The organism is Aliiroseovarius salicola, from assembly GCF_027891095.1.
GTDB lineage: Bacteria > Pseudomonadota > Alphaproteobacteria > Rhodobacterales > Rhodobacteraceae > Aliiroseovarius > Aliiroseovarius salicola.
In genome coordinates this window covers 43,408-54,784 of the sequence record NZ_JAQIIO010000009.1, presented here as the reverse complement: position 1 = coordinate 54,784, position 11,377 = coordinate 43,408, and the positions used below count along the sequence as shown (strand labels likewise).

At 57.6% G+C, this 11,377-nt stretch carries 12 protein-coding genes; 4 read left to right on the top strand and 8 right to left on the bottom strand.

All coding sequences use genetic code 11. From position 1 onward, the window contains the following. Positions 1-105: 105 nt before the first annotated feature. Positions 106-579 (top strand): Lrp/AsnC family transcriptional regulator, encoded by a 474-nt coding sequence (locus tag O2N63_RS14610; RefSeq protein ID WP_271055023.1) that lies wholly within the window; start codon positions 106-108, stop codon positions 577-579. A 9-nt stretch (positions 580-588) separates the two neighbouring features. Here O2N63_RS14610 and pdxR read toward each other — a convergent pair whose 3' ends face one another. Beyond that, positions 589-2,073 (bottom strand): MocR-like pyridoxine biosynthesis transcription factor PdxR, encoded by a 1,485-nt coding sequence (pdxR, locus tag O2N63_RS14605; RefSeq protein WP_271055022.1) that lies wholly within the window; start codon positions 2,071-2,073, stop codon positions 589-591. Between the two features lie 150 nt (positions 2,074-2,223). Between pdxR and O2N63_RS14600 the strand changes: the two genes are divergently transcribed. Further along, positions 2,224-3,567, top strand: coding sequence for a uroporphyrinogen decarboxylase family protein (locus tag O2N63_RS14600; RefSeq protein ID WP_271055021.1), 1,344 nt, complete (start codon positions 2,224-2,226; stop codon positions 3,565-3,567). 112 nt (positions 3,568-3,679) lie between these two features. On the opposite strand, the gene O2N63_RS14595 is transcribed toward O2N63_RS14600, so the two are convergent. The 5 genes from O2N63_RS14595 to O2N63_RS14575 form a co-directional block, all read right to left on the bottom strand. Beyond that, positions 3,680-4,168, bottom strand: a complete 489-nt coding sequence (locus O2N63_RS14595; protein ID WP_271055020.1) for a SixA phosphatase family protein — start codon at positions 4,166-4,168, stop codon at positions 3,680-3,682. Between the two features lie 146 nt (positions 4,169-4,314). Beyond that, on the bottom strand, positions 4,315-5,235 hold the full coding sequence (locus O2N63_RS14590) for a LysR family transcriptional regulator (RefSeq protein WP_271055019.1): 921 nt from the start codon (positions 5,233-5,235) through the stop codon (positions 4,315-4,317). Positions 5,236-5,291: 56 nt separating this feature from the next. Next, positions 5,292-6,695, bottom strand: coding sequence for a Glu/Leu/Phe/Val family dehydrogenase (locus O2N63_RS14585; protein ID WP_271055018.1), 1,404 nt, complete (start codon positions 6,693-6,695; stop codon positions 5,292-5,294). A 223-nt stretch (positions 6,696-6,918) separates the two neighbouring features. Further along, a complete protein-coding gene (locus O2N63_RS14580; protein WP_271055017.1) occupies positions 6,919-7,350 on the bottom strand; it encodes a hypothetical protein in 432 nt (143 codons plus the stop codon). A gap of 262 nt (positions 7,351-7,612) precedes the next feature. Then, positions 7,613-8,134 carry a CBS domain-containing protein gene (locus tag O2N63_RS14575; RefSeq protein WP_271055016.1) on the bottom strand — a complete coding sequence of 174 codons (522 nt, stop codon included), beginning with the start codon at positions 8,132-8,134 and terminating at the stop codon, positions 7,613-7,615. Positions 8,135-8,230: 96 nt separating this feature from the next. Between O2N63_RS14575 and O2N63_RS14570 the strand changes: the two genes are divergently transcribed. Further along, positions 8,231-8,416 (top strand): hypothetical protein, encoded by a 186-nt coding sequence (locus O2N63_RS14570; protein ID WP_271055015.1) that lies wholly within the window; start codon positions 8,231-8,233, stop codon positions 8,414-8,416. A 139-nt stretch (positions 8,417-8,555) separates the two neighbouring features. Here O2N63_RS14570 and nqrM read toward each other — a convergent pair whose 3' ends face one another. Together nqrM and O2N63_RS14560 are read right to left on the bottom strand one after the other, a co-directional pair. After that, positions 8,556-8,792 carry a (Na+)-NQR maturation NqrM gene (gene nqrM / locus O2N63_RS14565; RefSeq protein ID WP_271055014.1) on the bottom strand — a complete coding sequence of 79 codons (237 nt, stop codon included), beginning with the start codon at positions 8,790-8,792 and terminating at the stop codon, positions 8,556-8,558. Between the two features lie 21 nt (positions 8,793-8,813). After that, positions 8,814-9,851, bottom strand: coding sequence for an FAD:protein FMN transferase (locus O2N63_RS14560; RefSeq protein ID WP_271055013.1), 1,038 nt, complete (start codon positions 9,849-9,851; stop codon positions 8,814-8,816). A 181-nt stretch (positions 9,852-10,032) separates the two neighbouring features. Here O2N63_RS14560 and O2N63_RS14555 point away from each other — a divergent pair, with 181 nt between their 5' ends. Next, entirely contained in the window at positions 10,033-11,376 is a 1,344-nt protein-coding gene (locus O2N63_RS14555; protein ID WP_271055084.1) for a Na(+)-translocating NADH-quinone reductase subunit A, read from the top strand. The last annotated feature ends 1 nt before the right edge of the window (position 11,377 follow it).

The following is an 11,377-nucleotide window of genomic DNA, read 5'->3' as shown; positions in this document are numbered from 1 at the left end:
GAAAAGTCGATTTTCCCAAGGATATGCGAAAATGAAAAGTCAGGTTGACTTATTGATCTAGATATTAGGGCATGATGCCCTATTATCAAAGAAAATACACTCTGGATGGATCGCGATATGGCTGAAATCGGGCAACTGGACCGGTATGACCGGGAAATCATGAAGATTCTCAGCGGCGACGGGCGCTTGCCAGTCACCGAACTGGCAATCCGCGTGGGCCTGTCAAAGACCCCCTGTCAGGTGCGGCTGAAACGCCTGATTGCGGAGGGGTACATTCAGGGGTTCAAGGCGATGCTGGACCCGGAAAAGCTCGGGCTTGATCAGGTGGTGTTTGTCGAGGTCGAGCTAACCGACACGACCGAGGCGGCGCTCACGGATTTCAACGCTGCGGTGCAGGCGGTGCCGGAGATCGAGCAATGCCACATGATCGCGGGTGCATTTGATTACCTGTTGAAACTGCGCACTCGCGACATGCACAGCTATCGCGAGGTGCTGGGCCGGGTGATTTCGGCGCTGCCCCATGTGGGAAGCACCTCGACCCATGTGTCGATGCAATCGGTCAAGGATGATGCGTTCTGAGATCGGGCGTCAGCGGGGCAGGGTGCGGAGCACCTCTCCCACGCGTCTGACCAATCGCGATATGTCGGCCTCGTCCACGCCGGAAAAGCCGAGAACCAGCGCCTGTCGTGCAAAGGGCGTTTGGCAGTAGACCGAGAGGGGCAGGCTGTCGATGCCCGCCTCAAGAAGGGCGCGATGGGCGATCTCATCATCAACACCGTCCCGCAGCCAGGCCACCAGATGCATCCCCGCGTCAGTTGTTTCGGGCGTCAGCACATCAGGGCAATGGGTGGCGAGGGCTTGCATCAACACATCCCGGCGCGCGCGATAGAGTTTGCGCATCTTGCGGATATGTTCCACGAACCGCCCGTCTTTCATGAAACGCGCCATGGCCTCTTCGACCACGGTGGAAGAGTTCTGCCCCAGCAGGTTCCGGGCTTGCGCAAAGCTATCGGCCAAGGCCGTAGGCACCACCACATAGCCCAGACGCATCGCGGCAAACATCGATTTTGAAAATGTCCCAGTATAAAGGACCCGTTCCGCTCCATCGAGGGCGGCCAGCGCGGGCAGGGGGCGGCCACGAAAACGAAACTCGCTGTCATAATCATCTTCGATGATCCAGGCACTGGCATCCTGGGCGTGGTTCAACAGGGCAAGCCGTCGTCCCAGGCTCATCGTTGTGCCAAGGGGCTGTTGATGGGAAGGGGTGGTGAAAATCAGGGAAGGTCTCGGTTGGGTGCGGATCGCGTGATCCAGATCCAACCCTTCGTCGTCAATCGGCACAGGGGCGACATTTGCCCCCATGAACTGCATCACATCGCGGCCCGCAACGTGACCGGGATCTTCGTACCAGACGGTGTCACCCCGTTCAAGCAAGACAAAGGCGATCAGGACAAAAGCCTGTTGTGCGCCAGAGGTGATGATGATCCGGTCCGCCTCGACTTTCATTCCGCGGGCGTCCCGAAGGTGGCGGGCAATTTCGTGGCGCAGGGCAAGACTGCCCTTGAACTCGCCGTAACTCATGCCGTGCCGGTCTTCCTGAGTGATCGCCTCGGACAGATATTTGCCCCAGAGCTTTGCCGGAAAGTGATCCAGCGCCGGGACGCCGGGGCGAAACGGGTCGATCTTGCCATAACGGGCGGCAGCTTTGGTGCCGGTCAGGGCGCGGGCGCGATCTGAAATCTCAACGTCTGCTGTGCGGCTTTGATGTTTTGGAGTGCGAATACGCGGAAAGGCCTCAGTATCGAGCCCATCTGCCACAAAAGTGCCTGACCCGGTGCGGGCCGTGGCATAACCTTCGGCGATGATCTGATCATAGACATTGGTGACGGTGATCCGGGAAATCCCTAGATCCTGCGCTAGCTCGCGTGTGGACGGGAGTTTCTGTCCCGCCGCAAGGGACCCATCCAGAATGAGCCGCCTCAGCGAGGCCTCCAACTGCCGGTAAATGGGCACATCACTATCGCGATCAATGGTGACACTGTGCAGCAACGCACCGCCTGCTAATTTTGACATGGCCACTCTCCACGCCACTCTCTGTCGATTTTGACAAATGGGCTTATTGATTGTGCAATAATGGGTATAGGTAATAAAGCCACTTCTGAATAGCCTCGCTGTGAAATCGCCAAAAATGGCGCCAATGCGCTCGCATCAGACAGGTGTGCCATGACCAAGATCGAAGAGTATGCTTTCCCGAAAGGCCTGGACCTATTGCGCCGCTGGCAGGCAGAGGAGCCGGGGGCAAAGGAAGAAATGCGGCAGGTGTTCGACGCGGCCATCGCGGGCGAGTTTGACGCAAATTTCGCGGTCAAGGCGGATCCGAACCGGGTCAATTCGGTGGCCTCGGTTCATATGCTGGCACTGGCGGTTCTCAATGATCTTTATGGGATCGAGACGCGGGAGTATTACCACGAAGACCCCTATCGTTATGTGCGGGCCAATCTGGCGGTCAGCCGTTTGATGGGGGTGAACAAGTTTTACATCACATGGGCGCTATATGCCTGGACCTGTGAGCCATTGGGGCAGGTGATGATGTACCCCGATAAATTTCCGCCCGGTGCCGACCCAGATCAGATGCTGATCAACAAAGAGAACTGGCGTGAGCTGACCACGCCCGATTTCACCACGGGTGTGCCCCAGACGATCTCCAATATCCTGCGGGTGCATGAGGAACTGACCGGCTTGCCGCCGCTCCTGCAAATCTCGGCACCCTATTCGCTGGCGGCTGATATTTACGGGCAGGAACCGCTTTTGGCGGATGTGGTGCATGACCCGGATGAGGTGAATGCGCTGCTGGATCATTTGGGTGATGTGGTGCTGGGCCCGTGGATGGATCATCATATCGAGACGTTTCCCAATGGCTGGATTGAACTGTCTGACGCTTCGGGTTCGCCGTTTTTCATCGGGCCAGAGAATTGCAAGGCCATGTCGATCCGCTCGATCCGCCATATGCTGGAGGACAAGCCCTATGCCGACCGCGTGTTTGACAATAATTATCGCGGCGACCATGTGGCACTGGCCAAACCGAAAACCCGCGGCTCGCGGCGGCGGGGCAGGAGGGCTGCGGTGGCCGAAGAGGCTCAGGTGCCCGTGAATGAAAACCCGGCGCTCTTGTCACTAACTGACGCCAAGGTCAGCGTGAACCCTGTCTTTATAATGCGGTTGGACGCCGATTTGGTGGACATCTCGTTTTATGAAGAGCAGGCCAAGGCGCGGAACCTGCCGCTGACCTCCGGCATTGGGTCGCCGCAGATTGATCGAAATTCGATTGAGGATCTGGACGCAACCAAAGCGGCGACGCGCGCGCAGGCCCGCGAACATGTGGCGGCGATAAGACGGGTGTGTGAGGCGGTGGATCTGCCCTCTGACAATCACGTGGGCATGCCCTGGCCCAGCCATATCTATTTCGAGGATGTGAACCTTCATTCGCAGTTTGATCTGGTCGAGATCATTCTGGAAGAGGTCTATAACTCAGCCCCCTACAGGCTGACCGCGCAGGCCGCTGAATAGCGCAATCGCTATTTCTCCGACTGGAGGGGAGCCGTGCCCCTCTCTTTTTTGTGGGTGAGACTGCAGACCGGATTGGTCCGGTTCGAGCCCATCGCAGACATGGGCCAAGCCGTTACGGCATCAGCAAATGGACGAACACAGGGGCTTCCGACGAGGGTCCAAGAACAGCAAACAGGTTGGCGAATTCGCTTTGATCGATGGTGACGTCTTCCAGCACCCCAAGGCTTTCCAGAATTCGTGGAATGGTCTCGGCATGTGCGACAATCAGCACGGTGTCTTCTTCATGATCGAATTCGAGAACGTCCACCAAACCGGCAGTGTCGGCTCTGGGTAATGCGTCGGCTTGAAGACTGAGTGCGTCTGCGATTATTCCTCCGGTTTCCTGGGTCCGCAGGGTATCCGAAGTGATAATGGCATCAAGGCCAACGTGCTGCAGCATCTCGGCCCAATCCGCTGCGCGTTGCCGTCCTTCAGGTGTCAGTGCAGGATCGGCCCCTGATAGCTCTTTCTCACAATGCCTGATCAAATACACCGCGTCCTGCGCAGCCGCAGAAAAGCTGGTTGCAACAAACAGCAGTAGACCAATACTGAATATTCGCATGGACTAGCCCCTTTGCCGTTGGAATGCGGACATTCTTCCAGCACCGCCGCTTAAAATCAAGAAAGGTCGGTGCCGTTGCGAATGGCGGCTTGGTCCGCAAAGCGGACAAATACAGATTGCGAGCACACATTTTTTCCTTGGCTTTTTTAAAACCCGTCGGGCACTGCTCGTCTTTTGAGTGACGCCCAGATCGCTTCGATGCTGGGGGTCGAGGGTTTCGGCGGGTGGAACGCGCAGATATCCACTTCAAGCGCCCATTCCGGGCCTCCAATCGGGGCGATCTGCGCATCTGCCGTGTCATCCACCGCGCTTTCAGGCAGCCAGCCGATGCCATAACCGGCCGCGATCACCTCTTTCAGCACATCCGACATGTCACATTGCACCGAGATTTTGTGTGGAAGGGCGGCCCCTCCGGCGCGGGCGCGTTCCTGTACATGCTCGTAAAGCCGTGCGAAATACGCTTTCTGCGAATAAGACACCATCGGGAAGGGCGCACGCGGTGTACCGGGAAACCCAAATGCCTCGCGCTTCGCCTCATCGCGTGTGGCGTAGGGCTGGAACAGATCGCGCCGGATCACCAGCCGTTCATGCTGATCGAGCGTATCGTGGGTCGGGATGGCCGGGCAATCATGGGCAAAAAGGATATCCGCATCCCCGGCCAGATACCGCGCCACCACATCATTGGTGGTACCGACAATCACCGAAAACGAACTGTTGTGCTTGCGTTCGATGATCGACAAAACCCGTCGAAACTCAGACCGCGCCAGCACATTGGGCATGGCAATGCGTACCTGGCTCATCACGTCAAACTGGCTGGTGCGGATCGAGGCGCGGGCATCGAGCAGGCGATCCACGGCGATGCGCGCACTGTCCAGAAACTGCTCTCCCGCTTCGGTCAGGCGGACAGGCACGGCGCCTTTGACAACCAGTGGCGTGCCCAGCCAATGTTCCAATGACTGGATGCGCCGGGAAAAGGCGGCTTGGGATACATTGCGAAACTCGGCCGCACGGGTGAAGTTCTTGAGCTCCGCCAGAGCCAGAAAATCCTCAAGCCACCGAACGTCCATCTGCCAGGTCCCGATCCCAAGTGTCGAAGTCGAAGACCTAGCAGATGCAGGATTTATTACAATCCGATTGCCCGGTAATATTCTGCGATCCGGGCGATGGTCACCACATAGCCCGCAGTGCGCAGAGTTGTGTTCGCGGGCAAGGTTCTCTTGCGTTCCATGATGTCGTCGAACGCCTGCACCATGATCTCTTCCAAGCCAGAACGCACCACATCAATCTCACGTGCATCGCGCGAGATTTGCGTGCGCTGCGGTTCCTGAAGGGGGCGGCCGGCAATTTCTTCCAGCGCGTTCACAACGGCGGTGCCGGCGCGGATGTTCTGGCGGCGGTCCATCAGGCCGAAAGGCAGGTGGGTGATGTTCTTGACCCATTCGAAATAGCTGACGACCACACCACCTGCATTTACATAGAGGTCAGGCAGGACAACGATGCCGCGCTTGGTCAGGCACTCTTCTGCGTCTGCTGTCACCGGACCGTTGGCCGCTTCGACGATCAGCGAGTAATTCACGTCATTGCAGTTTTCGAGCGTGATCGCGTTTTCCTTGGCTGCCGGGATCAGGATGTCAGCGGCCATATAGGTGAGGCCCTGTTCGCTGGGCACAGTTTCGGCACCGGGGAAGTTGGCCACCGATCCGCTTTCAGTGCGATGTGCGGCCACGGCTTCCACATCCAGCCCGTCTGTGTTGAAGATTGCGCAGTCATGCTCGACGATGCCGACAATCTTGGCGCCATCCTGTTCAAGGAACTTCGCAGCGTGGTAGCCCACATTGCCGAACCCCTGTACAACAACGGTCAAGCCCTTTGGCGTTTTCTGGCCAGCCACGGGTGCGGTGTCGGGATGTGAAAGATAAGATTGAAGGGCATATTGCAGACCGCGACCGGTGGCCTCGACCCGGCCAGCGATACCGCCGCGCGCCACGGGCTTGCCGGTGACACAGGCGTTCTGGTTCATTGCGTCCGAGGAGCCGATGCGACGGTATTCGTCGGCCATCCAAGCCATTTCACGTTCACCGGTACCCATGTCGGGGGCGGGGACGTTGCGGCCCGGATTGATCAGATCACGGCGGGCAAGTTCCTGGGTGAAGCGGCGGGTGATTTTTTCCAGCTCATCTTCGGTCCAGGCGTTGGGGTCGATGGCAAGACCGCCTTTGGAACCCCCGAAAGGCACGTTCACCAGCGCACATTTCAAGCTCATCAGCGAGGCCAGTGCCTCAACTTCTTCCTGATCCGAATCTGGTGCATAGCGGATGCCACCTTTCACGGGCTCAATGTGTTCGCTGTGCACCGAACGCCAGCCCTGAAAGCTGTGAATACGCCCGCGTAGTTTCACGCCGAAGCGGACTGAATAGGTCGAGTTGCATTGCGCAATCCGTTCGGCCAACCCGTCGGGCAGGTCGAGATGCGAGGTGGCGGTTTCGATGAAGTGCTGAACGCTGTTGAGGAATTCTTGCTGGCTCATGATGCTTTCCGAAGGTCTTCCGTTATGTCTCGCCCCAAATCACTGGAGCATTGGCGTTACGGAAACGGCAAAGTGGTTCTCATGTCCAATGCAAGTCTTGCATCGCTTATGCAGGATTTGTGGGAGTGGTAGGTTTGTGGACGAGATGAGCCGCCAATATTTGGCGTTACCAGCTTTGTAACCACATAGAAATGTCGGTGGTTTTGAAAAGCGCTGGGGGCCATCATTGTGCCAAAGATTGCCAGAGGATGCCGTCGACAAAAGTGCAGTCGCCAGTTTCCGGTTTGGAGGCGCAACGGATTTTGGTCGCGTCGGCAGCTAGCACCTCGTTGCCATTGCGGACAATCGTAAACTCATCATCTTCGGAGCCATCTTGGTGGAAGCGCACTCGGAACAACCAATGGATGTCACCCGCGTCATAGTCCTGCGATGCATAGTGAATATTGCCGCAACTCCGCATGAGAAGCGCATCTTCGCAAGCGTCTTCCACACAAAGTACGGTTGCCCGTGATGAGTTTGTAAATGCAGGGCTTCCGGTGTCATAGCAGGCGGCACTCGCTTGCGTCGTGAAGGCAAGCGTGCCGCACAATACACCGAAGCAGATGCCTTCTAATGAAGCCTTCAAATATTTGCTCCTCTCAATTGGCGTGAACACGGATAAATCCTATGCCTGAGGCAAGGCAGAGTGCAACTGTTCAGCGGCGAGAGGTTAATACCGCGCGCGCCTCTACATAACAGAGATTCACATAATGCGTCTTATGTTAAAAAATGAGGCAGGGCCGGTGTCCGTTTAGGTCGCAACTTGTGCGGTCTCTGCACGACAGCTGACGGTAAAGATCAACAAAAGCTCCGGCCAAAACGCGGCCAGAGCAAATTGCATGGCCTGTTTCAGGTCATCTCATTGATCTTGGGATTGGTTAGCCGACAATCATCTGTTTGAGTTGTAATGCTTCATGTTCCAGCTCACGCAGTCGGTAGCTGACCAGGTCACCGATGGAAATCATGCCGCAAAGCACCCCATCTTCGAGGACTGGCATGTGTCGGAAACGGCCTTCGTTCATGCGCTTGATCACGGTCACAAGCGGATCATCCAGCGCGCAGGTCTGCACGTCTGACGTCATATTCTCTGCCACGCTTTGCGGCAGGGTCTGGCCGGGTGTGTCCGCCAATTTGCGCACGATGTCACGTTCCGACAGGATGCCTTGAAGTGCTCCGGTCGCATCTGTCACCATCAATGCCCCGATCCGTTTGTCCCGTAGGATTGTCACAGCCGTTTTGATGGTGTCCTGCGGTCGAATGGAGAAGAGATCTTTCCCCTTTTGATCCAACAGCTTGCGAACGGTTGCGGCTTCGTGTGGGACAATCATATCGGTGGATTGACTGTGCGAATGTGGCTTGTTCTTATCGCCCCGCTTTGGTGCTTGGTAGGATGTTGGCATTGGCGTAACCCTCCGCATATTGCCCGTATTGATCGTCCGCGTTGATCCTATATAAGCAAGCGTAAACCAGAATTGGCCCAAGGGGAAAGCCCGCAATTGGAATTTGAATCGCTTACTCTTACCCCATTCACGGCGACCATCGTGTTTGTCCTGGCGGTTCTGGCGGGCCATCGCTATCGGGCGGTGTGGAAAGCCGAGGGCCCGCGCTGGCAATTATGGCTTTATGGGATCGTGGCGGCATTGGGACTGATGCTGCTTGGGTTCTTGCCACTGGACGTGTAATCCCAGGCGGTCTGACAATGACGGGCAAATGCGCGAGAATCATTCTTTTTTAAAGCCGCTTTATTTACGAACCGGCATGAAAAAACCGGCCGTTGCGGGCCGGTTTATGTGTTTCAGAGCGAATCACTGATGGATTGAATCAGCCTTTGGCGGCAGCTTCTTCCATCATTTTCTGCTTGCGCGGGCATTGCAGTCGTTCGCGCAGCGGGCTGTCCGGGTCAATTTCCTTGTTGCAAACGAGGCAATGATCCGCATCGCTGATCGCGTTCAAACCGCCACAACTTCCCTTGATCCGCTTGTCCATGAAAATCACGCCCAGCGACATGCCGAGCATGACCAAAAGCAGTCCCCCGAAGGCAAAAAGGAAGGTTGCCATGGCGATTGCTCCTTTCCCGGATCAGGCCTGAAGGGCGCTGTAGCGCGCGTTTGGCGTGGCGATGAATTTCAGCTCAGAAGCGCTGGGGTCACGTTCAACAAACAGAACGGCCAAATTCAGGTCTTCGGCGATTTCCATGCCGCGCTCGCGGCCCAGAATGAGCATCGCAGTGGCCCAGGCATCTGCCATCATTGCGTTCTCGGTCAGCACGGTGGCCGAGGCGGTGGTGTGGGTCACGGGACGGCCAGTTTTGGCGTCCAGCAGGTGGGAATAGCGCACCCCGTCCTGCTCGAAATAATTGCGGTAGTCACCCGAGGTGGCGAGGCCCATATTCGACAGGCCAACAACCGATTGTAGGCCTTCGGTGGTGGCGTCCGGCACTTCGATGCCGATCTGCCATGGACGACCCGCCGGGTTCATGCCCGCAGTGCGCAAATCGCCCCCGATTTCAACGAGGTAATCGGTGATGCCAAGACGCTCCAGCGCCTCACCCACGCGGTCCACACCGTGGCCCTTGCCGATCGCTGAGAGGTAAACTTCGGTGCCGTCGCGCCCTTTGGTCAGGCTGCTCGATCCGACCGAGATATTGCGGCTTTGACCCGATGCCATGAGGGCGGTGGTGATCGCGTCTTCTGACGGCATCTGAGCACCCGGATTTTTCGCACCAAAACCCCAGAGATCAATGAGCGGCCCGAGGGTCACGTCAAACTGGCCATCGCTGGCTTCGTGGACGTCCTGCGCGGCTTTCATCACATGGGCGAGTTCCGGCGACACGGATATGGTTTCGCCTGCGCCTGCGGCGTTGAACCGTGAGATTTCCGAAGCTGCATCCCAGTTCGACATCTGGGTGTTGACCTCAGCCAGTACCGTGTCGACAGCATCCTGAAGTTCCGACGTGCTGTGTGCGCCGTCACGGTCAATGGCGGTGATGGAATATGTCGTCCCCATCGTCGCGCCAGTCAGCTCGTGCACGACTTCGCCGCGCTTGCAGGCCAGAAGGCCCAACGGAAGGAAAAGGACGGTGCGTCGGGTAAACGCCAAAGGATTAGTCACGGTCATGGCCTCTATGTGCAGGAGGGATCAGCTTTGCGCGGAATTTAAGGATATTGGCGGGAACCTCAAGCAGGTTTGGAGAGATTTGGTTAGGTTTTGCGCTATCAGTGTCCGAATAGGGGTGGAGCTTTACCGTCAAGGAATGGTAACCCCTTCCGAAACCGCAAAGCAGAAATACGATACCACTGTGCAGACCTTCAATTTGAAAAAAGGGCTCGACCTTCCGCTGAGTGGCGCGCCCGACCAGACCGTTCATGACGGCCCGAACGTTGGCACTGTTGCCGTGCTCGGCGCTGACTACATCGACCTGAAACCACGTCTGGCCGTTCAGGAAGGGGATGAGGTCGCCTGTGGCGCGCCGATCTTCGCCTTCAAGGACAGTCCCGAAGTGCAAGTGACCGCTCCGGTCTCGGGCCGCGTGAAATCCATCAACCGCGGCGCGCGCCGGGTTCTGATCTCGGTCGAGATTGAGCCAGCCGAGATCGACGCCGCTCCGGTCGACTTTTCGTCGGTCGGGGATGTGGCGACCGTTGACGGGCTTGTCGAGCGCCTGTGTGCTTCCGGTCTCTGGACCTCGTTCCGCACACGCCCCTATTCGAAAGTGCCCACGCCGGACACACGTCCTGCCGCGCTTTACGTGACCGCGATGGACAGCGAGCCGTTGACGGCAGACGCCGCCAAGATCATTGGCGCCGAGGCGGAAGCTTTCCGTGCGGGTCTGAAAGCGATTGCTGCCCTGAGCGAGGGTAAGACTTATCTGTGTCAGGCCGCTGGCGCTGACATTCCGGGTGCCGACCTGCCCGAGATTGAGGCCGCTGCTTTTGCAGGCCCCCACCCGGCTGGTCTGCCAGGCACACATGTGCATTTCCTAGAACCGCCCACGGCCGCAAAAACGGTCTGGACCATCTGGTATCAGGATGTGATCGCCATTGGGCACCTGCTTTTGAATGGCTCGCTGAATTCCGAACGTGTGATTGCGCTGTCCGGTCCGCTTTGCACCAATCCGCGTCTTGTGAAGACCGTGATGGGTGCTTCGATGGTGGATCTGACCGCAGGCGAGCTTGAGGCGAACACCCCTGCCCGCCTGATCTCGGGCTCGATCCTCAGCGGTCGACTTGGCGAAGGGCCAAGCGCCTATCTGGGGCGTTATGACCGCCAGATCACCGTGATCGAGGAAGATGACAAGCAGATCCCGATGGGCTGGATCCGTCCGATGTTCAGCAAATACGCTGTGCAGCCGGTACTGGGCTCGGCGCTGTCGTCAAAGCTTTACGCGCTGACCTCGAATCTCAATGGCGGTCGCCGTGCGATGGTGCCGACCGGCACGTTTGAAGAGCTGATGCCACAGGATTTCCTGCCGACCCAGCTTCTGCGTGCGATGTTGGTGATGGATACCGATCAGGCACAGGCGCTTGGCGCGCTGGAACTGGCCGAAGAAGACCTTGGTCTGGTCGGTTTTGCCTGCCCGGCAAAATATGAATACGGTTCGGCGCTGCGCGATTGTCTCGCCAAGATCGAGAAGGAGGGCTAAC